Source organism: Thermocrinis sp. (genome assembly GCF_036781485.1).
GTDB lineage: Bacteria > Aquificota > Aquificia > Aquificales > Aquificaceae > Thermocrinis.
On record NZ_DAIQAX010000006.1, the window covers coordinates 16,048 to 35,446 of the forward strand.

Sequence of the window (19,399 nt, forward strand, 5' to 3'; positions counted from 1 at the left end):
CTAAAACCACATTTTCAACCCAACCAAAAAAGTGCTTTCTTCAGCTTTTCCCTTTAATTCCTTTGTCTTCCCATAGTTTCTTTCCCAAGAAAAGCCCACATAAGGAGCTATTTCTCTTTTTATTTCATACCTTAGTCTGATAGAAAGTCCTACCTTGCTGATGCCTTTACCTATTTCAAGGGGTTCTATAGTTTTGGCGCTTGCTAAAACTTCTACTTCCGGCTGGAGCACCAATCGTTGGGTTAAAAGAAGGTCATACTCTGCTTTTAGCTTTCCGTAGAGCTCTCCTTTGTGAGAGAGGTTAAGGTTAAGCTCGGTTTCAAGCCAGTATGGAGCCAGACCAAACAGGTCCACCACAAGCTTAGCCCTTCCTTCATCCTCTTTGCCCGCATACCCTCCACCTATCCTCAGGTCAAAAAAGCTTGATATAGCCCTTCCAAAGAGCAGGTCTGCCCTTTCAAACTCCCATTTCCCCTCTTTTAGGTCGCTCTTTGCTTCTAAGACAAACCATAGCTTATGATAATCCCCTCCATAAAAGGAACTGAAGTCTAAATTTAAGCTTCTCTTCTTTTCTCTGTATTCCAGCTTATTCAAAAAAATGCCCCAATACCTTATTGGATGCATAGGCTCTATGGGATAGAACTCCTGCCCAAAGGTAAAAATAGGTATAAAAATCGCAAAGAGAAGTTTTTTCATCAGCTTACCCTCACCACCCTAAACATTCCCGAATCCATGTGATACAGAATATGGCAATGAAAAGCCCAGTTGCCATAGGCATCCGCCTTGACTATAACCTCCACGACCTCAGCAGGCTTTACGTCTATGGTGTGTTTCCTTGGGTTTAAAGTATCCCCTCCGTTGTCCAAATACATCCACATGCCATGAAGGTGTATGGGATGGTGCATCATGGTGTGATTTATGAACACAAACCTTACAGTTTCCCCATACCTCAAAGGTATCACGTCTTCAAACCTTGAGCTTAGCTTTTTGCCATCATAGGAATACATCCTCCAGATAAACCTCTCCATGTTTCCCACTAAATGGATCTCGATGGTGCGTTCCGGTTTTCCAATGGGGTACTCCTCTGCACTTACAAGGTCTGCGTAGGTTAGGACTTTGTGCTTTTGATCTCTCAGTCCTACTCCTGGATCGTCAAGCTTTGGCATTGGACTGCTCACCACCATGTCCGCATCCACACCAAAGGGGTTTTTACTCACGTCCAACATCATCTTATAGCCCTCGTGGTGATGGTGGTGATGGCTATGGTCCGTGTGGCTGTGTCCCATGTCTTCCATGGTTAGGTCTGAGATCTTTCTTCTTGCTGGTAGGACTGCTTTCATACCTTTCCTTGGGGCAAGGGTGCCCATAACAAAACCGCTTCTATCCATAGCTTCCGCATAGATAGCATAGGCTTTTTCTTCTTTGGGTTGGACTATGACGTCGTAAGTCTCTGCTATAGCAATGCGGAACTCATCCACATCCACTGGATAGACATTTTGACCATCCGCTTGGACCACTGTCATTTTTAAACCGGGTATTCTCACATCAAAATAGGTAGCAGCGGAAGCATTTATAAACCTTAGCCTTACTTTTTCGCCAGGTTTAAAGATAAAGGTTGGGTTTTCTTCTGTGGTCTGTCCGTTCATCAGGTACGTGTAGGTGTAGCCAGTAACATCTGCTATGTCTCTTGAGTCCATCCTCATCTTAGCCCACATCAGCCTTTCTTTTAGGGTTGGATAAAAGCCCCTTTCCTTTGCCTCCCTCAAAAAGTCCCACAAAGTTCTCTTTTGGAAGTTATAGTATCCTGGATATTTTTTTAGGCTTAAGAGGATACGGTGAGGGTCCTCGTCCGTCCAATCGGAAAGTATGATCACGTAATCCCTATCTGCTTTTATGACATCCTCTTCCTTTGGCTCCAGAATAAGCGGACCATACATACCTAACTGCTCTTGCATTAGAGAGTGAGAGTGATACCAGTAGGTGCCATATTGAACAATCGGAAACCTGTAAGTAAATCTACTTTTTGAAGGTATTCCGGGGAAGACAACCCCCGGCACACCGTCCATCTCATTTGGCACCAGCAAACCGTGCCAGTGGATGGAAGTAGGCTCATCCATCTCATTTATCACATGAATGACTACTTCCTTTCCTTCTTTGAACCTGAGAAGGGGTGAAGGTAAAAGACTGTTTATCAGAGTCCCCACTCCTCTTCTTTGTCCCACCTCCACAGGTTCCTTTCTTACAACTAACGTATATTCCAAAAGCTCATCCTTTTCTCTGGCATCTACCACCTCGAGCCTTCTGAAAGCGGAAAAACCTGGGACAGAGTAGGCAATACCAGAAAAGAGCATAAGCTTCAAAAGGTCTCTTCTATGCCAGCTCATCTAACTGCCTCGTATTTATCCTCGTATCCACCCCTTCCGCTTTTTACACCATGAGGGGAAGCCACACCCTTTACGCCTTTGTCCTTAAGCACCAAACTTACACCCTCCGGTGGCACATGACCCTCTATGAACCTTCCCTGATAGACCATAGTGTGGCAAGACCTTAGGCTCAAAGGCACATTCAGTTGGTTCTTTATCTTATCCAGCTCCTCGTTGGACACCTTAACTCTTTTTATCTTAAAGCCCTCCCTTTCTAACTTAGGCGATTATTTCTTGCTTTGCAAATACGAGGGAAAAAAGGGTTAGTAAGAGAGTTAAAAACTTTCTCATTTCAGAGCATCCTCCATGTACTTTCTGATGTTAGGATTCTTCTCAAGGATCTTCTTTACCTCTTCCCTCTTTTGGAGCATATACTCAAGCATCTCTTCCATATACTTAGGGTCATCCATAACCTTCATACATCTATGAACCTGAGGGCTCATTCTGTGGTGATGATCTTGGCTTTGCTGGGCATAGGCAACTAATACAAAAACAAATAAAGCTAAAAGGGACAGAACTTTTACCATAGCTTCACCTCCCACCTTAATATATACAAGCCATTTAGTGTTAATTCAAGCCTTTTATTTATCGTTATTTGTGCAGTTAAATTAATATAAAAAAACGATGATATAGCTCACCTAAGTGTTTGGATCTGTATGTTATTTTTATAAAAAACCATAAAGGAGGGTATAGTATGGAAACTTTAGCCTTTGAATATAGAGCCTACAGGCCAAGACCTTTTACAAAGGAAGAGAGGGCACACACCACCATACTTTTTGGTGGGCTCACCTTTAAGCACGAAAGGCTCATAGAAGGAGCTTTGGAAAACATGGGATACAAGGCAAAAGCTCTTCCGAACATAGAAAGAATAGACCTGGATATTGGCAAGGAATACATAGACGTGGGTGCTTGCTGTCCTACCACTTTTACAGCAGGAAACCTGGCAAGAACGCTCATGAACATTGAAAAGTCAGAAGGTAGGGGTGCGGTTAAGAACAATTACATATTTGTTACAATAGGAGCATGTGGTCCCTGTAGGTTTGGACAGTATCACGAATCTTACGAAAGGGTTTTGGAAGGGCTAAACCTCAAAGACTTCAGGATCTTTCTTTTGGACCTTTTACAGCTCGAGCAGTCTGTAGAGGGTGGGGGTTTGGAAATAAGCATGCCACTTACCCTTGGTCTTGTCTTTTCCATGTTCTTGGGAGACTTACTAACAGATATGGAATACGCGGTTAGACCTTACGAGGTTAAGAAGGGACAAACAGATCAAGTTTTAAATCAAAGTGTAGAACTTCTGTATGAAAAGCTAAAAAACAGGCCTATTGTAGGTAAAAAGCTTAAGAATTTGCTTTGGCACATATTCACAGACTACTTCGTAAATGCCCTTGAGGAAGTAAAAGCGCTGTGGAGCGAGATAGAAGTGGATAGGCTTCAGCCAAAACCAAGGGTAAAGATAACTGGGGAGTTTTGGCTTCAAACTCACGAAGGAGACGGCAACTATAACATAAAAAGATGGTTAGAGGAACAAGGAGCAGAAGTAATACCACCACCTGTGGCGGTTTGGATGGATTATCTGATAAATATGGAACTTTTCAAGCTGGAGGATGCCAAGTCTTTTGTGAAGAGATACTATCTAAAGAAAGCTATAATTTCCTTCTTTGCATGGCTTTACAGAAGAACCTACGACAAGCTTAGAAAAGCTCTAAATTACATTCCCAATCCACTGCCAGACCAAAGGGAGCTAAAGAAGCTGGCAAGACCTTACTTTTACTACAGATTAACCGGTGGCGAAGGGCACATGCTCATAGGAAAGGCTTTATATTCATTCAAACACAAGCAAGCTCATATGATATGCGAGCTATCTCCTTACGGTTGTTTGCCCAATACTATGTCCGTTGGAGCTATGGCAAAGGTCTTGGCTGACTATCCAGACCTGCTTTATGCACCCATAGAAGTAAAGGGCGATTCGGAGGTACATGCATACTCTCGTTGTCAAATGGTGCTAACAGAGGCTAAAAGAAGGGCAAAGCAGGAATTTGAAGAGGTCTTAGAAAAAACAGGTTTGACTATTGAAAAGATAAGGGAGTTTGAGACAGAACATCCAGAGCTAAGAAGGGCTACCTACAGGGTTCCAAGATATGGGTTTGTGGGCACATCTGCCAACTATGTTTATCATGTGGCAAAGCTTATGGGGAAGGTAAGATGATAGTCGGTATAGATGTAGGTAGCACTACCTGTAAGTATGTTTTGGTAGATGATAACGGAAAGATATTGGATAAAGCTTACGAGAGACACAACACAAAGACTGCCGAAAAGGTTTTGGAGTTTTTACAAAGACTTGAAAGGGATTACGGTTTGACAGCTGGCAGGGACAGGGTCTATTTTACGGGCTCGGGTGCTACGCTTATAACTCCCTTGGTGGGTGGCAAGTTTGTTCAGGAGGTGGTTGCGGTATCCACGGCGGTGGAAAAACTACATCCAGACGTCAGATTTGTCAGCGAGATAGGCGGGGAGGATATGAAGGCTATCTTCTTCAAGGAGGTGGAAGGCAAAAGGATAAAGCAGGTGTTTATGCAGAATGCTTGTGCAGGGGGAACGGGAACTTTTATAGAAAAGACTGCAAGAAAGCTCGGCATTCCACAAGAAAAACTCAGTTCTATGGGATACATAGGCTACAGCCTGCACAAGGTTAGTGCTAAGTGCGGTATATTTGCAGAAGCTGACGTGAATACTCTACAAAAGGCTGGAGTGCCAGCAGAAGAAATAATGGCATCCCTTTTTGAAGCGGTGGTCTATCAAAATCTGGCACAGCTAACAAAGGCAAACACGCCCATGTATAAGGTGCTCCTTTTGGGAGGTCCAAACCTATTTTTCAAGGGACTTCAGGAAGCTTGGAAGGTCCATCTCAGAAGAATCTGGAAAGAAAGAAAAATTATTGACTGTTCAGAGGAAGAGGTAGATCAGTTGGTCATAGTTCCAGACAACTCCCTTTACTATGCTGCCCTTGGATGCGTGTTTTATGCCATGGAAGAAGAAGGGGGATACTACCAAGGTTTAGAAAAGCTCAAATGGTGGATAGAAGAGGGACAATACGAAGAGAAGCTAAAGGAGGGAAGAAAGGGTTTGGTGTCTTCCAAAGAAGAACTGGAAGAATTTCTAAAAGAATACGAGGGGCAATACAAGGTTATAACGCCAAGGAAGGTTAAAAGAATAGCAATAGGTTGCGATTTTGGTTCAACTACCGCCAAAGCAATTTGTGTCTCCGAAGATGGAGAACCTGTATTTTCCTGCTATCAGCTCAGTAAAGGCAATCCCATAGAGGACGCAAAGGGAATATTTAGACAGATAAAAGATTTCTTTGGGGAGGATGTGGAAGTTATAGGGCTGGGGCTTACCGGTTATGGAAAGGACCTTTTAAAGGATGTGCTTGGTGCGGACTATGCGGTGGTGGAAACTGTAGCTCATGCCACCGGAGCGTTGAAGTTCTTTCCGGATGCAGACTGCATATGCGACGTAGGCGGTGTGGATGTAAAAATCTTGATCCTTAGGAATGGGTCTGTGGTGGATTTTAGGCTTAACTCTCAGTGTTCCTCTGGAAACGGTGCCTTCTTGCAGGGCGTAGCAGAAAGGTTCGGAATCCCACTACAGGAAATAGCTTCCTTAGCCTTTACTGCAAAGGCAATACCGAGCTTTACCATGGGATGTGGAGTTTTCCTACAGAGCGACATAGTAAATCAGCAAAGGAAGGGTTGGAAGGCGGAAGAAATCCTTGCGGGACTGTGCCATATCCTTCCAATGAACGTGTGGATATACGCTGGAAACATAAACAACTTGGCCCAGATAGGTAAAAAGTTTGTCCTTCAGGGTGGAACCCACAAAAACTTGGCAGTTGTAAAAGCCCAGAGGGACTTTATAAAGTCCAAGGTGCCAGAGGCGGAAGTGGTGGTCCATCCCTATCCAGGAGAGGCGGGAGCCCTTGGCGTGGCTTTGCTTGCTTTGGAAGCCAAAGGAAGGACAAGATTTAGAGGCTTTGAAGTCATAGAAAATCTAACCTACAAAACCACCACTTCTGTGGATACGGTTTGCAGGTGGTGTCCTATGAACTGCCAAAGGACGTTCATAGATGTATATGTAGGAGAAGGTGAGGGAAGAAGCTGGAGCAAAGTTCCGTTGGAAAAGGGATGGCTAAGGCTGATAGTTAGCAATGCATGCCCAAAAGGCTTGGTGGAGGACGAGCAAGAGCTAAAGGTATTACAGCAGGAGCTAAGGAGGGTTCAAAATGAGTTTCCTAACCTTTCCCAGATTGCTAAAAAAGAAGCCTTCAAACCAAGAAGAAGGCAAAAGGTACATTAAGGTAGGAATACCAAAATTTTTGAACATTTGGGGGACTGCTCCATTTTGGGTAGGATTCTTTGAAAGCTTGGGAATGAAGGTAGTCTTTAGCTCAGACACTTCAGAGGAACAATACAGGACTTACGGAAAGGGAAGGATAACTATGGATAGTTGTTTTCCTGTAAAAGCTTTAGCTGGTCATATAGGAGAGCTTCTTCAAAAGGATATAGACATTCTTTTTGTGCCTATGATCTATTCCCTTCCTTCCTTTTTAAAAGGTCATGTATTAGATACTCTGTGTTGCACCAGGGTGATGATGGCTCCAGAAAACATAAAGGCAGGTTTTTTAAAGGAAAGGGACGAATTTAAGGAAAGAGGTATAAAGTATGTTTCTCCCTTTGTACCCTTTGCTGAACCTGAGCTTTTACCAAAGTATCTTTACGATTCTTTGAAGGAAGCAATAGAAGGCTTGACATACAGTGAGGTTATCCAAGCGGTAAGGGAAGGCTTTAAAGTCTTGGAGGAGTTTGAGAAATCCATGAGATCTAAGTCCCTTGAGATAATGAAGTGGTGCGCCGTAAACAACAGACCAGCCCTTTTGATTCTTGCAAGGCCCTATCACATGGACCCAGGCATAGGACACGAAATAGATGCTGAGTTTCAACTTTATGGTTACCCCATTCTTTGGTATAACTACCTTCCAATAGATGATTGGCTTTTGGACTGGCTTGGCATATCTTTGGACATATCGGACGTATGGACCTCCTCTTACAGCTCAAACACCAACGAGATAATCTGGGGTGCAAAGTTTGCAAGTAGGTTCCCTTGGATAACCGGAGTTATAAGACTTTCCTCTTACGAGTGTGGTATGGACCAGCCAACCTTTACTCCAGTGCAGAAGATCGTAGAATCTTCGGGCACTCTGTTTTTCAAATTCGGAGAGCTTGACGAGACCAAACCTGCAGGCAGTGTAAAAATAAGGGTGGAGACCATAGTATATTATTTGGAGAAGTACTCCCAAGAAATAATCAAGAAAAAGCTCAGCAGGCTTGGTGATATTCCTAAGAAACTCTTAGAACCAGTTTCCCAAAGTGCATAGAGTTTTCCAAGTATCTGTGAGCTTCTTGGGCTTGGTGCAGTTCAAAGACTCTGTCCACCACAGGCTTTAAAAGCCCTCTCTCAAAGAGGACAGTGATTTTGAAAAGGTCTGCCCTTGGTCCCATGTAGGTGCCCAAAAGCTCAATCTCTCTAACGAATAGATACCTTATGTCTATCTGTGCGTTGGAGCCTGTTGTGGTACCAAAAAATACAAGCTTTCCACCCCTTTTCAAACATTCCACACTCTTCCAAAAGGTTTTCTCCCCCACATGATCCATTACCACATCCACCCCTTCTTTAAAGAGCTCCCTTACTTTTTTAACCACATCTTCTTTGTAGTGATCTATTACCACATCTGCACCAAGTTCTAAGCATTTCCTTGCCTTTTCTTCACTGCCTGCGGTAGCTATAACAAAGGCACCAAAGAGCTTTGCTATCTGTATGCCCGCTACCCCCACACCGGAAGACCCAGCCCATATAAGAACCCTGCTGTAAGGTTTTATGTCTGCCTTTCTTACCAAAGCATTCCACACCGTGAGAAAAGTAAGAGGATAACTGCATGCCTCTTCAAAGCTAAGATTTTTTGGCTTAGGTATTACATTCCTTGCGGGGACTTTTACAAACTCCGCATATCCTCCCTTACTTTTGAGGCCGAGGATATCGTAGTTTTTACAAAGATTATCCCTTCCAGACTGGCATTCGTAGCACAGCCCACAGGAAAGACCTGGAGCAACGATAACCTCGTCCCCAACCTTCACGTTTTTAACCAAGCTGCCAACCTCTTCAACCACCCCGCTAACGTCTGAGCCAAGAATGTGAGGAAGCTCAGGCTTGACCGCCAACGCCCCCATCCTAACCCATATGTCCAGATGGTTAAGAGCTACTGCTTTTACCCTTACTAATACCTCGTCTTCTTTTATGTTCGGCTTTGGAAAGTCCTCCACAAATCTTAGGTTTTTCTCATCCCCGAAGTTTTCCAATATAACAGCCTTCATGGTATGAGATTATAAGTTATTGTTGGCCTTTTCTCTTTAGTTCTGGTGTTAAAGAGACTTGAGAGTGTATAGCTATATGATAGCCCTCTGGCTTTATTCTTTACTTTTATGGTGGTTTTTAATAAAGTGCAGGATTTTTAGAACAGTTCCAGGAAAGTCTTTTTATAATAATGATACAGCAAATGCGTCCAGAAATTATCAGGGAAGCGCTGAAGAAAAACAAAGTAAAAAGTGAAAACTACAAAGGTTTGGAATATTTAAGATTTACAGACGATTTCCATGATATACCCAGAGGCACAGCCATATTCAAATCTAACGTAATTTGGGGATATCCTCATATAGGTAGAATATTCCAACTTTCTACAGGAATTAGAGAACAGTTTAGCCAAGCTTTTTACGTTGAAGAAAAGGTAGATGGATACAATACAAGGATATTTTTGTTGGAAGGCCAGATTTTGGCTCTTAGCAGGGGGGGGTACGTATGTCCTTTTACTACAGAGAGGGTATTGGAATTTATAAACCCAAAGTTTTTTGAAGACAATCCTGACCTAATACTGTGTGCAGAAGTAGCTGGTCCGGAAAACCCATATGTGGATGAACATCCACCTTACATTACAGAAGATATAAAAATTTTCGTGTTTGACATAATGAAAAAGAACTCTAGGGAGTTTCTCCCTTACTTGGAGAAAGAGAGGCTTATAGAAAAATACAAACTTCCATCTGTTGAAAGATTTGGACGATTTACACCGGATGATGTGGAAGATATTAAAAAACTGCTAAAACGTTTAAATGATGAGGGAAGAGAAGGTGTGGTTTTTAAGGAGGATTCCGAAAGGAACAAAAGGGTAAAGTATGTAACCTTATATTCAAGCCTGAAAGACATAGAGATAACATCTATTAACCTTCTGGGCTTACCTCCAGATTACTTTACCAACAGGCTACTCAGACTAGCTCTATTTATGGAGGAGGAAGACATAAGTGCAGATCAAGAGCTTTTTTTGAGTGTGGGTAAAGCCTTCTTAGAAGGCCTTTTAAAGGCTGTTGAGCTATACAAGAGGGAAAATAAAGTTTACAGAACCTTTAGGTGTAGGTTTAAGACCAGGGAAAATGCCCTTCTTTTTATTGAAAACATAAAACACGCCTCCTCCCATATACAGGTCATTGAGCGGAGTTTAAAAAAAGAAGGAGACTTTTGGATCTTAGAGTTTGATAGAGTTTACTTGAACATGACAGGACTTCTCGGTCATCTACTGACAGGTGGCTCTATTTTTGATTGAATATACTCTTCCATATCCTTAAATCTTCTCTCCTCTTCCTCGCCTAGCTCGTGGTCATATCCAAGCAAATGAACGATACCGTGTATTAAAAGCCTTTTTACTTCTTCCTCAAGGCTTATGCCCAGTTCTTTGGCTTGGGCCCTTGCGGTATCAATGGATATAACCACATCACCTAACAGCTTCCATCCTCCTATCTCTTCTCCCATAGGGAAGGATAGCACATCTGTGGGCCTATCCTTATTCCTGTATAGCTTGTTTAACTCTTTTATCTCTTCGTCCGAAGTTATAAGTATGCTAAGCTCTGTCCTTTCTAAACCTACTGCATCCAGTATTTTGTGGGCTAAGCTACTCAGATAATTGGCTTTTAGACCTCTTACTTTTTTCTTTACCAACACTCTGTTTTTTTTCATAATCTTCGTAAGCCCTTATTATCCTTGCAACCACTGGGTGTCTTACCACGTCCTCCTGACCGAACTTTACAAAATTAATTCCCTCAATGTTTTGAAGCACCTTCACAGCTTCAATCAATCCAGATTCTTCTTTTTTTGGTAGGTCTATCTGGGTTATATCTCCAGTAATCACCACCTTTGAACCGAATCCAATTCGGGTCAAAAACATCTTCATCTGGTCTCTTGTGGAGTTTTGGGCCTCATCCAAGATAATAAAGGCATCGTTGAGGGTTCGCCCTCTCATAAAAGCTAAGGGAGCAATCTCTATGATGTTTCTCTCCAGCATGTATACAGCTTTGTCGTAGTCCACCATATCGTATAGGGCGTCATACAAAGGTCTCAGGTAAGGATCTACCTTTTCCGCTATGGTGCCAGGCAGATAACCTAACTTCTCCCCTGCCTCTACTGCTGGTCTGGTTAGTATTATCTTATTTACTTTGTTCTCCTTCAGGTGCGCCAACGCCATTGCCATTGCCAGATAGGTCTTTCCAGTGCCTGCTGGACCTATTCCAAAGACTACGTCATTTTCTCTGATGGCTTTAACATACCTTTTTTGATTTTCTGTCTTTGGGACTATAGCTTTTTTCCTGTGGGTAACGAGTATAACCTCTTCTGAATCCGTAGTTATGCTCTCTGAAGAGCCTTTTACAAAGGCTTTTGCTCTATCCCTTACCTCTGCACTGCTGAGAGGACCTTTAGCAAACTCTTTCATGATTTCTCTTATAAAGTTGCTGAATTTAATAACCTTTTCCCCTTCTCCCCTCACTAAAATCTCCGTGCCTCTGGCTAAGACCTTTACTCCAAAAAGTTGAGAGAAAAGTTTTAGGTTTTCGTCCCCCCTTCCTACTATAGCATAGAACTTCTCGTCAAAACTGCCCAAGTCCAGTATCTCTTCTACTTTTTCCATACTACGCTTAGCTATGCTTTAAAATATAAAAAGTCTTAAAGGAAAATGCAAGTGAAACACCTAATAACAGTCAAAGATCTGAGGGTAGAAGAAATAAAGTATCTTCAGAGTCTTTTCAACGAATTCAAAAGAGGCAGAAAAGAGAAATTGGACGGAAGGTCCGCTTTGTTGTTCTTAGAGAGCTCAACTCGCACCAGACTTTCTTTTGAGATAGCCCTTAGGAATTTAGGCATGGAAACCTACTACATTGGAAGGGGAGAATCTTCAATGGAAAAAGGCGAAAGCTTTGGGGATACTATAAAAAACTTTTCCGCTTTGGGTTTTAGGCTTGTGGTATTCAGAGTTCCCTTTGTGCTATATCCTTATGAGTCCTATCTTGTTGAAAATATAAGTCTTATAAACGCTGGAGACGGAACACACCAACATCCAACGCAAGGTCTTATAGACTTATTTACCGCTATGGAACACTATCCTTCTCTGGAGAACTTAAAAATCCTCTTTGTAGGAGATATACTTCACAGTAGGGTATTTAGGTCCTCTGGAGAGCTTTTTAGAATGTTTGGAGCTCAATTGGGCGTTTGTGGGCCTGCCACACTTATTCCTTCCGATCTTTCACCCTTTGGGGAGGTAAGGGTTTTTGACTCTGTGGATGAGGGTATAGAATGGGCGGATTTAGTGGTTTATCTGAGATTACAGGAAGAGCGATTTAAAGAAAATTACATAAGCTCAAAGGAAGCTTACTTTTTACAGTTCGGTTTAACTAAGGAAAGATACAGAAAGCTTAAGGGATACTTTATGCATCCTGGACCTGTAAATGTTTATGTGGACATTGATGGGGAGCTAGTTTACGGTGATAAATCTCTAGTTTTAAAGCAAGTTCAGAATGGGTTATACGTGCGAAAGGCGGTTGTTTATTACCTTTTGGTAGGTTGAACTCTTATCAAAAACACAAGAGAAAAAAGCTGGGCTGTTATGGAAAAAAGTATTAAAAGCTCAGGCTTGGTCTGGTAAAAATAGCCAAAAAGTGTGCCACCAAGGAAAACAGAAATACCGAAAAAGAAGTGAAAGAGTCCATAAGCCTTTCCTCTGCTTGACAGGGGAGAGAGTTTAGCTACAGCGGACCGCACGATGGATTCCTGCATACCCAGTTGGGCACCCCAGAGTAGGATGCCAAGTATAAAAAGTCCCCTGCTTTCTGAAAACACAAAGTAAGGATAGGTGAGTGTAAAGAGCACACCTAAGGTCAGAGCCTTAAAGCCAAGTCGGTCAAAGAGGTAGCCAAAAAGAAGGGCAAACACACCGTCTACCAACATAGCCAAACCAAACATGAGCGGAATTTCCCAGTCCTGAAATTCCAGTTCAATTTTTGCGTGGTAAGCAACTAAGCTAAAAGGAACAAAGGAAACCCCTAAGAGGAAAGAGAAGAGAAGGTATTGGATAAATCCTGGTTTAAAATCCTCTTCAACATCAGCTAAATTTCTGATACTCTCTTCCCCTACGTGATATCTTTTTGAAAGCGCCAGCGTAATAAGTGCCAACAAAGCAGTTGTGCTAAGGCTTATAAAGGCAAGCCTGTAGCTGTCTGTTAGGTATAAGATGCTCGCTACAAATAGGGGACCCGTCAGCGCGCCCAACTGGTCTATGAACTCGTGCAACCCAAAGCCCTTTCCGTGTCCTACCCTTCCTGTGGCTTGAGAAAGCACCGCATCCCTTGATGGTGTTCTAAGCGCTTTTCCAATCCTTTCTAAAACCATCAAAGCTCCTACGTAGTGCCAGCTTGGAGCCAAGGCCATGGCAGGTACGGAGAGGAGGTTGAGCGTATATCCAATATAGATGAACAGCCAAGGTTTTCCCAAGATATCCGAGAGATAACCAGAAACTAATCGCATAACATATCCGGTAAATTCTGCAAACCCTGAAAAGAATCCTATCAAAAGGGGAGAGGCAGAAAGCACGGCTAAGTATGGACCAAGGATACTTCTTCCACCTTCGTAGGTAAAGTCGGAAAATAGGCTAACCAGACCCATCAAAAATATGAACCTGTAAGATCTATCCAATGTCCAGCTCTTCACTTTCTACCTCCCCCAAAACTTCCAGCTCCGGCAGATGTTTTTTTATGTTCTCCAAAACTTCTAAGGTTCTCTCATAAGTGTGAGGAGTGGCAATAAGATAAACATGATCCCCCTTTTTCTCCCTTGTCCTAACTATAGCATTCCTGCCAGAGCCGTCCATCAACGCCGTGAATAGACCTATTTTTGATACAGGGACCCTAAGAAGGATTATCCTTGCCTTTATCTCTTTCATAGCTGATTATCTTGGCATTGAAAAGGGTCTTTATGGTTTTTACACTTTCAGGCAGCTCTTCCTTTTTCTCCTCCTCTTCTACTAAAAACTCAAGGAAAGGAAATTTAGCCTTCAACTTATCAATCTCCAAGCTTTTAATCTCTTTTTTACCCACTTTTATGAATATCTTTCCTTCCTTCTCTTCCCAAGGCAATCTTCTTAGCATTTCAAAATCTATCTTTTTTAAGTTGTTTTGAAGTATTTGCCAAAGAGTTTCCTTTTGACTTTCTGTTTGTGTTTCCTGAGCTATTTGCACTTCCTGAGGCTTATCTGCAATCTTTTCCCCCTCTCTTAGTACTCTGATAAGCTCTTCTATGGGTAGAATATTTTTTATTATTGAACTTCTTATGATTGCTATCTCGCATGCTCTGAAAAGGTCCATCGTTCTGGATTCTATCCGTGCTGTGTTTATTAATTTTTCCAGATACAACAGAGCGTTTAAGCTGATAGGTGTTTCTCTGTGAAAAGGTTCCACTTGCATCACCTTTTCTGGCTCTTTCAAACTTTTATAGAGTATTAGATCTCTAACCTCCTCTTCTACAGAGTCCCAGAATATGGACAGGTTATAGCCCTTGTCCCTTATGTCTCTCAAAAATCCTAACGCATTGTCTGTATCTCCAGAAAGCAGGAGTTTTATAAATTCTCTAACCTTTTCCTGGGAGAGAATGCCCAAGAATTCTTCAATGATTTGTTCATTTACCTTTCCCTCCCCAAAGGTGGCAGCTTGATCAAGCAAGGATACTGCATCTCTCATCCCCCCGTCGCTTACGCGAGCTATTGTAAAAAGGGCCCTCTCTTCACATTGTAGATTTTCCTTCTCGCATATAAACTTTAGATAATTAACTATGTCCTCTTCCTTTAGCTTGCTGAAGATTATGCGCTGGCAACGGGAAAGGATAGTGGGAATTATTTTTTCGTATTCTGTGGTGCAAAGAATAAACAGAGTTCTTGGTGGGGGTTCTTCAAGGGTTTTTAAAAGAGCGTTGAAAGCCTCTTTAGTTAGCATATGGGCCTCGTCCAGTATATACACCTTATACTTGCCTTTTATGGGAGTATAAGAAACCGCATCTCTAAGGTTCCTTATATCGTCTATTCCTCTGTTGGAGGCGGCGTCAATCTCTATAAGATCTGGAAAAGCTCCTCTTTCTATGGCTACGCAATTTTCACACTCTCCACAAGGCTCTCCATCTACTGGTTTAAGACAGTTTATAGCCCTTGTTAAAATCCTTGCGGTGGTGGTTTTCCCGGTTCCTCTTGGACCGGCAAAAATGTAAGCGTGGGCCACTTTGTTGAGCCTTACAGCATTCAGTAAAACTTTGCTGGCAACATCCTGTCCCACCAATTCAGAAAACTTCTTTGGTCTATACTTCCTCGCAAAAGGCACATACATGGTTAATTTAGATTATAAGCCTACCGAAGTTTTAGGGTGGTAAAAAGTACTCTCCTTTCCATGTATCCCAGCCTTTCAACCACTCTTCCGTAGGGATCAATAACCGCAGTATCTCCCGAGTTATTTACCCACACTACGAACTTTTTAAACCTTAAAGCTGCCCACTGGGCATACCTAAAATGCTGAAAGGTGCAGTCGCTATCCTTGAACCATCCGTCGTTTGTAATCACCACGATTATGTTAGCATCCTTGGCCAATTTTTCCATAAAGCTGTAGTGGGCTATTTCAAAACATATTGGAACTGCAATGTTGAACTCTTTATACTTTATAATTTTTACCCTTTGCCCTGGGTTGTAATCAATACCCCCTATGGATTGGAAAATGTCCTTTAAGAATTCAAAGGGCTTTGGTATAAATTCCCCTATGGGCATCAGTTTTACCTTGTCGTAGTAATCAACCAGTTTTCCTTCAGCGAAAAGATAAGCAGAGTTGTAAGGTCTTAGGTTTTCTCTTATGTCTATCAGACCTACCAGTATGGGAGCCTGAAGGCTAAGCCTGTATAGAGTTTCTGTTTCCTCTTCGGAAAAGAAAAAATGAAAGGCAGACTCTGGAAGGATTATCAGGTCTGGTTTTTTTTCTATAGACTTTTCTATCATTTTTATTATCTGCTCCGAGTGTTTGCTAAAGGCTTCTCTGCTTAGCTTATCTTCTTGGGGCACTGCAGTTTGAACAAGAGCTAACCTCACCCCCTCCAAGGTATTTGGTTCTATCCTGTAAGATATAAGGCTCAAAAGGAGCAGTAAGGCTACCTTCAAAGAAGCTAAAAGGAACCTTTTTTGAAGTATCAAATGGACAAAAAGCCAGCAAAGAAAGGTGTAAGTGGGGATACTAATAAAGTACAGTGAGTACTTAAAGATCGGCACTTGGGAGATCACTTCCCCTAAAAGTAGCCACGGAAAGCCCCCAAAGGGAAAGTGGGACCTTATCCACTCAACAACAGTGTATATAAGCCCATGGGCAAGCGGATGGTTCTTAAGAAAAACCTTAGAAACAAAAGCTGGTATAGAAAACTGAAGTATGGCAAAGACAAAGGCAAAAACAGAGAATATGGAATAAGACAAAGCAGGGTTTAAACCTCCAAATTCTATGCTGGATATGTTGGCACATCTGAGGGATAAAAAAACAAAGGCGTAGCCTCCGATGGTCCAAAAGAGCACAGATCGGTTTTTGAAAAACAGAAAGATAGCTGGGAAGATCAAGAACCACAGGTTTAGTTTGGAAAAGGGAAGGTAAAGAAAAACTCCAGCCAGTAAGGCTAACGGAAGGTTTTTCATGATCTTGAGAGAGTTAGCAAAACTATGCCAGACACGATAAGTATGGCTCCAAGTAGTTTTTGAAAGCTTATCCCTTCTCCCAATATCAAGAAGGCAAAAAGAACGCCCCACAAAGGTGAAGTGGATGCTATGGGAGATACTATGGAAACATTACCGTGTCTTACCGCTTCAAAAAAGAAAAAAAGACCTAAAAAGCCAGATAGGATCCCACCCATAGCCAAAAAGGTTAGCTCCCTAAGACCTATGCGAAAGGAACCATCAATCAGCACGTACAGGACAAAAGCCAGGAGAAAGGCAGAAAGGTTATGCACCATCAAAGCTAAGAGATTATTCACCTCTGACCTTAGACCTATTTTGAAAAAGACTGGAGCTAAGCCCCATACCAAGCTGGCGAGTATGGCAAAGATTACACCCCTCACAGCTCAAAAACTCCAATAACAGGTGCATGGTCAGATGGTTTGGGTTCTTTTCTCCTTCTTGGCCAAGTATCCACAAACACATCCCTTAGGCTTTTAAGCAGTGGCTTAGTTATAAGCACGTAATCAATTCTCATGCCCTGGTTTTTCCAAACAGCCCCTCCTATGTAGTCCCACCAGGTAAACTGAACTTTGTCTGGATACAAAAACCTAAAAGCATCCACAAAGCCCCAATCTAATATCCTGCTCAGAGCCTGCCTTTCCTCCTGCATGGTGCCTATGGTGTCTTTCAAAATCTCCGGATCATACACGTCTATGTCCTCTAAAGCTACGTTCATGTCTCCAGCTAATATAATCTTATCCGTAGGTTTGAAGTTCTTGTCTAAAAACTCATAAAACGCTTGGTAAAACTCCAACTTGTAGTAAAACTTTTCTTTCCCTCTCTCTTCTCCATGAGGAAAGTAAGCGTTTATGAGCCACACATTCTCAAACCTACCGCCTATAACTCTGCTTTCTCTGTCAAATTTAGGATTATCTATACCTTTGAAAGTGTCCTTTAGGTCAAATTTGGAGCATATGGCTACTCCGTTGTAAGTCTTCTGCCCATGCACAAAGCACTTATAGCCAAGAGAAACAAAGTCCAAAGAAGGAAAATTGTGATTTTCAGTTTTTATTTCTTGAAAGCAAAGCACTTCAATTGGAGTCCTCTCAAGCCACATAAATACCAGCTCTTTCCTTGACTTTATGGAATTTACGTTATAGGTAGCTATTCTGATCAGCATAGACTTTTTAGCACCTTGTCCAATGCCTCTAAAAAGAGGTCGTTCTCTTCAGGAAAGCCCAAGCTTACCCTCATACAACCCTTTAGCCCGGGAAGGTAGGACACATCCCTTACCAAAACTCCCTCTTTTATGAGCTCTTTATGGACCAAGTCTGCAGGATAAGGCGTGCTAAAAAGAAAGAAGTTAGCGTCAGAAGGATAGACCTTAACGCCTTCCAGCTTGCTTAGCTCTTTCATAACCCTCTCCCTTTCCCTAACCACCATACTGACATGCTCTTCGATCAAAAAGTAAAACTCCTCAAGCATAACTTTGGCTATAGCCTGAGAGGGATAGGTGATGTTAAAAGGCAGTCTTACCTTGTTTATCTCCCTTGCTATCTCCTCTTTTGCGATCAACACACCTACTCTAAGCCCCGCAAGCCCTATCTTTGAAAGGGTTCTGAGAACTACTGTATTCTCTTTGCTCAGTGCCTCTTTAAGAAAGGTCTTTCCTGAAAAATGATAGTATGCCTCGTCCAACACAGTAAAAACTCCCTCCTCTCTTATTTTTCTTATCTTTTCCTCGCTAAAGCTATTCCCTGTGGGATTGTTAGGATAAGAAAAGAAGGCTATAGCAGGCTCTTCCTCTCTTATCTTTCTAATAAACTCCTCAAGGTTTATATCAAAGTCCTCCTGAAGGGGAACTTCTACCTTTTTCCTTCCCAAGACGCTGGCGCATATACCATACATAGGAAAGGTTGGTATAGGATATATCACACCTCTGTTAAACTCCTCAACGGACATGGAGAGGTACTGTATAAGCTCATCTGAGCCGTTGCCCAAAACTATGTTTTCCGGAGATACACCGAACCTAAAAGCTATTATCTCTTTTAGCTCGGTGGCCTGCGGATCAGGATAGCGATTGAAGGATATGGAGGAGACCACCTCCCCTATCCTTCTTTTAACATCCTCTGGAAACCTTATAGGAAGCTCGTTGGAGGATAGTTTTACTTTGCAAGGAGTGGTCTCCGTTTTGTAAGGAGAAAGTTCTTTTATTCTTTTAGAGATCATTCTTTTTTCTCTTCTTGAACTTCCTCCTCTTCTTCCTCCATCTCCTCACCCCTTCCTAAGTATAACTCAAGCTCTGCCACCGTGGATTCCATGAGCTTATCCTCCAGTATTCCCTTTATCAGTCTATTCAACTTTTTCTCGTCTCCCATTGCAATGCCGTTTAAAACATAGTATAATCGCTTAGGTAAGGATAAAGAGACCCTTCTGTATCTCGGACCGCCCTTTTTTCTCCCTTTTTTAGCCATTCTATACCTCCTTATAATTGTTTAACTTTCTATTTTATCACTTTTTGGAATATTTCAAGCTCTTCATCCGTTTCTAAGACTAAAATTTTTACTTTGCTAACTTCCTTTTCAACAAAAGATGGAGAAACAGCCCTTTTGTTTTTTTCTTCGTCTATGATTATACCCACGTGTTCCAATCCTTTACATACTGATTCTCTGACTTTTGGATTTTTCTCACCCACACCGCCAGAAAATACTATCAACTCCAAATTTGGAAGAATGGCAAAGTAAGCACCTATGTATTTCTTAATTCGGTAAACGTAAAGTTTAAAAGCTAAATCTTCTTCCCCCAAGTCTTTTATTTCTTTGCCACCGGT

20 protein-coding genes and 1 pseudogene are annotated in these 19,399 nt (G+C 42.1%); 5 read left to right on the forward strand and 16 right to left on the reverse strand.

Annotated features, from left to right (window positions below; all coding sequences use genetic code 11):
• The 4 genes from V7P40_RS04525 to V7P40_RS04540 all read right to left on the reverse strand — a co-directional run bounded on the left by V7P40_RS04525 (position 1) and on the right by V7P40_RS04540 (position 2,950).
• Positions 1-696, reverse strand: coding sequence for a copper resistance protein B (locus V7P40_RS04525; protein WP_333784789.1), 696 nt, complete (start codon positions 694-696; stop codon positions 1-3).
• Positions 696-2,384 carry a copper resistance system multicopper oxidase gene (locus V7P40_RS04530; protein WP_333784790.1) on the reverse strand — a complete coding sequence of 563 codons (1,689 nt, stop codon included), beginning with the start codon at positions 2,382-2,384 and terminating at the stop codon, positions 696-698. Before V7P40_RS04530 ends, V7P40_RS04525 begins: the two co-directional genes overlap by 1 nt.
• On the reverse strand, positions 2,381-2,605 hold the full coding sequence (locus V7P40_RS04535; protein WP_333784791.1) for a DUF411 domain-containing protein: 225 nt from the start codon (positions 2,603-2,605) through the stop codon (positions 2,381-2,383). The genes V7P40_RS04530 and V7P40_RS04535 overlap by 4 nt, the downstream gene beginning before the upstream one ends.
• A 105-nt stretch (positions 2,606-2,710) precedes the next feature.
• Complete coding sequence (locus V7P40_RS04540; protein WP_333784792.1) at positions 2,711-2,950, reverse strand: hypothetical protein; 240 nt, start codon at positions 2,948-2,950, stop codon at positions 2,711-2,713.
• A 167-nt stretch (positions 2,951-3,117) separates the two neighbouring features.
• On the opposite strand from V7P40_RS04540, the gene V7P40_RS04545 reads away from it, so the two are divergent.
• From V7P40_RS04545 to V7P40_RS04555, 3 genes are read left to right on the forward strand one after another with little or no spacing between them, the layout of a single operon-like run.
• The gene (locus V7P40_RS04545) at positions 3,118-4,632 is read left to right on the forward strand and encodes a hypothetical protein (RefSeq protein ID WP_333784793.1); all 1,515 of its coding nucleotides are present in this window, start codon (positions 3,118-3,120) and stop codon (positions 4,630-4,632) included.
• Positions 4,629-6,779, forward strand: coding sequence for a BadF/BadG/BcrA/BcrD ATPase family protein (locus tag V7P40_RS04550; RefSeq protein ID WP_333784794.1), 2,151 nt, complete (start codon positions 4,629-4,631; stop codon positions 6,777-6,779). The genes V7P40_RS04545 and V7P40_RS04550 overlap by 4 nt, the downstream gene beginning before the upstream one ends.
• Positions 6,706-7,857, forward strand: coding sequence for an acyl-CoA dehydratase activase-related protein (locus V7P40_RS04555; protein ID WP_333784795.1), 1,152 nt, complete (start codon positions 6,706-6,708; stop codon positions 7,855-7,857). Before V7P40_RS04550 ends, V7P40_RS04555 begins: the two co-directional genes overlap by 74 nt.
• On the opposite strand, the gene V7P40_RS04560 is transcribed toward V7P40_RS04555, so the two are convergent.
• Positions 7,820-8,851 carry a zinc-binding dehydrogenase gene (locus V7P40_RS04560; protein WP_333784796.1) on the reverse strand — a complete coding sequence of 344 codons (1,032 nt, stop codon included), beginning with the start codon at positions 8,849-8,851 and terminating at the stop codon, positions 7,820-7,822. The two genes, V7P40_RS04555 and V7P40_RS04560, sit on opposite strands and share 38 nt — an antisense overlap.
• 182 nt (positions 8,852-9,033) lie before the next feature.
• Here V7P40_RS04560 and V7P40_RS04565 point away from each other — a divergent pair, with 182 nt between their 5' ends.
• Complete coding sequence (locus V7P40_RS04565; RefSeq protein WP_333784797.1) at positions 9,034-10,128, forward strand: RNA ligase; 1,095 nt, start codon at positions 9,034-9,036, stop codon at positions 10,126-10,128.
• On the opposite strand, the gene ybeY is transcribed toward V7P40_RS04565, so the two are convergent.
• Together ybeY and V7P40_RS04575 are read right to left on the reverse strand one after the other, a co-directional pair.
• On the reverse strand, positions 10,095-10,538 hold the full coding sequence (gene ybeY / locus V7P40_RS04570; RefSeq protein WP_333784798.1) for an rRNA maturation RNase YbeY: 444 nt from the start codon (positions 10,536-10,538) through the stop codon (positions 10,095-10,097). The genes V7P40_RS04565 and ybeY overlap by 34 nt on opposite strands.
• Positions 10,474-11,484, reverse strand: a complete 1,011-nt coding sequence (locus V7P40_RS04575; protein WP_333784799.1) for a PhoH family protein — start codon at positions 11,482-11,484, stop codon at positions 10,474-10,476. The genes ybeY and V7P40_RS04575 overlap by 65 nt, the downstream gene beginning before the upstream one ends.
• A 45-nt stretch (positions 11,485-11,529) precedes the next feature.
• Between V7P40_RS04575 and V7P40_RS04580 the strand changes: the two genes are divergently transcribed.
• The gene (locus V7P40_RS04580; RefSeq protein WP_333784800.1) at positions 11,530-12,417 is read left to right on the forward strand and encodes an aspartate carbamoyltransferase catalytic subunit; all 888 of its coding nucleotides are present in this window, start codon (positions 11,530-11,532) and stop codon (positions 12,415-12,417) included.
• Here the strand turns inward: V7P40_RS04580 and V7P40_RS04585 are convergent.
• The 9 genes and pseudogenes from V7P40_RS04585 to V7P40_RS04625 all read right to left on the reverse strand — a co-directional run.
• Positions 12,399-13,556 (reverse strand): MFS transporter, encoded by a 1,158-nt coding sequence (locus tag V7P40_RS04585; protein ID WP_333784801.1) that lies wholly within the window; start codon positions 13,554-13,556, stop codon positions 12,399-12,401. The two genes, V7P40_RS04580 and V7P40_RS04585, sit on opposite strands and share 19 nt — an antisense overlap.
• Positions 13,534-13,788: a hypothetical protein gene (locus V7P40_RS04590; RefSeq protein ID WP_333784802.1), complete on the reverse strand. Its 255-nt coding sequence runs from the start codon at positions 13,786-13,788 to the stop codon at positions 13,534-13,536. The genes V7P40_RS04585 and V7P40_RS04590 overlap by 23 nt, the downstream gene beginning before the upstream one ends.
• Positions 13,754-15,217, reverse strand: a complete 1,464-nt coding sequence (gene dnaX, locus V7P40_RS04595; RefSeq protein ID WP_333784803.1) for a DNA polymerase III subunit gamma/tau — start codon at positions 15,215-15,217, stop codon at positions 13,754-13,756. The genes V7P40_RS04590 and dnaX overlap by 35 nt, the downstream gene beginning before the upstream one ends.
• 20 nt (positions 15,218-15,237) lie before the next feature.
• Positions 15,238-16,551, reverse strand: a complete 1,314-nt coding sequence (gene lnt, locus V7P40_RS04600) for an apolipoprotein N-acyltransferase (RefSeq protein WP_333784804.1) — start codon at positions 16,549-16,551, stop codon at positions 15,238-15,240.
• The gene (locus V7P40_RS04605; RefSeq protein WP_333784805.1) at positions 16,548-16,970 is read right to left on the reverse strand and encodes an EamA family transporter; all 423 of its coding nucleotides are present in this window, start codon (positions 16,968-16,970) and stop codon (positions 16,548-16,550) included. The genes lnt and V7P40_RS04605 overlap by 4 nt, the downstream gene beginning before the upstream one ends.
• Positions 16,967-17,749 (reverse strand): exodeoxyribonuclease III, encoded by a 783-nt coding sequence (gene xth, locus V7P40_RS04610; RefSeq protein WP_333784806.1) that lies wholly within the window; start codon positions 17,747-17,749, stop codon positions 16,967-16,969. The genes V7P40_RS04605 and xth overlap by 4 nt, the downstream gene beginning before the upstream one ends.
• Complete coding sequence (gene hisC, locus V7P40_RS04615) at positions 17,743-18,798, reverse strand: histidinol-phosphate transaminase (protein WP_333784807.1); 1,056 nt, start codon at positions 18,796-18,798, stop codon at positions 17,743-17,745. Before hisC ends, xth begins: the two co-directional genes overlap by 7 nt.
• Positions 18,795-19,043, reverse strand: a complete 249-nt coding sequence (locus V7P40_RS04620; RefSeq protein ID WP_333784808.1) for a hypothetical protein — start codon at positions 19,041-19,043, stop codon at positions 18,795-18,797. The genes hisC and V7P40_RS04620 overlap by 4 nt, the downstream gene beginning before the upstream one ends.
• A 29-nt stretch (positions 19,044-19,072) precedes the next feature.
• Positions 19,073-19,399 (reverse strand): annotated as a pseudogene (locus V7P40_RS04625) (acetate/propionate family kinase); the annotation flags it as partial.

Bases quoted from the DNA above. Each gene is read 5' to 3' on its own strand.
- xth (WP_333784806.1), bottom strand. From the start codon at position 17,749: ATGCTGATCAGAATAGCTACCTATAACGTAAATTCCATAAAGTCAAGG.
- ybeY (WP_333784798.1), bottom strand. From the start codon at position 10,538: ATGAAAAAAAACAGAGTGTTGGTAAAGAAAAAAGTAAGAGGTCTAAAA.
- dnaX (WP_333784803.1), bottom strand. From the start codon at position 15,217: ATGTATGTGCCTTTTGCGAGGAAGTATAGACCAAAGAAGTTTTCTGAA.
- V7P40_RS04540 (WP_333784792.1), bottom strand. From the start codon at position 2,950: ATGGTAAAAGTTCTGTCCCTTTTAGCTTTATTTGTTTTTGTATTAGTT.
- lnt (WP_333784804.1), bottom strand. From the start codon at position 16,551: ATGAAAAACCTTCCGTTAGCCTTACTGGCTGGAGTTTTTCTTTACCTT.
- V7P40_RS04530 (WP_333784790.1), bottom strand. From the start codon at position 2,384: ATGAGCTGGCATAGAAGAGACCTTTTGAAGCTTATGCTCTTTTCTGGT.
- V7P40_RS04575 (WP_333784799.1), bottom strand. From the start codon at position 11,484: ATGGAAAAAGTAGAAGAGATACTGGACTTGGGCAGTTTTGACGAGAAG.
- V7P40_RS04550 (WP_333784794.1), top strand. From the start codon at position 4,629: ATGATAGTCGGTATAGATGTAGGTAGCACTACCTGTAAGTATGTTTTG.
- hisC (WP_333784807.1), bottom strand. From the start codon at position 18,798: ATGATCTCTAAAAGAATAAAAGAACTTTCTCCTTACAAAACGGAGACC.
- V7P40_RS04560 (WP_333784796.1), bottom strand. From the start codon at position 8,851: ATGAAGGCTGTTATATTGGAAAACTTCGGGGATGAGAAAAACCTAAGA.
- V7P40_RS04590 (WP_333784802.1), bottom strand. From the start codon at position 13,788: ATGAAAGAGATAAAGGCAAGGATAATCCTTCTTAGGGTCCCTGTATCA.
- V7P40_RS04580 (WP_333784800.1), top strand. From the start codon at position 11,530: ATGCAAGTGAAACACCTAATAACAGTCAAAGATCTGAGGGTAGAAGAA.
- V7P40_RS04620 (WP_333784808.1), bottom strand. From the start codon at position 19,043: ATGGCTAAAAAAGGGAGAAAAAAGGGCGGTCCGAGATACAGAAGGGTC.
- V7P40_RS04555 (WP_333784795.1), top strand. From the start codon at position 6,706: ATGAGTTTCCTAACCTTTCCCAGATTGCTAAAAAAGAAGCCTTCAAAC.
- V7P40_RS04565 (WP_333784797.1), top strand. From the start codon at position 9,034: ATGCGTCCAGAAATTATCAGGGAAGCGCTGAAGAAAAACAAAGTAAAA.
- V7P40_RS04525 (WP_333784789.1), bottom strand. From the start codon at position 696: ATGAAAAAACTTCTCTTTGCGATTTTTATACCTATTTTTACCTTTGGG.
- V7P40_RS04545 (WP_333784793.1), top strand. From the start codon at position 3,118: ATGGAAACTTTAGCCTTTGAATATAGAGCCTACAGGCCAAGACCTTTT.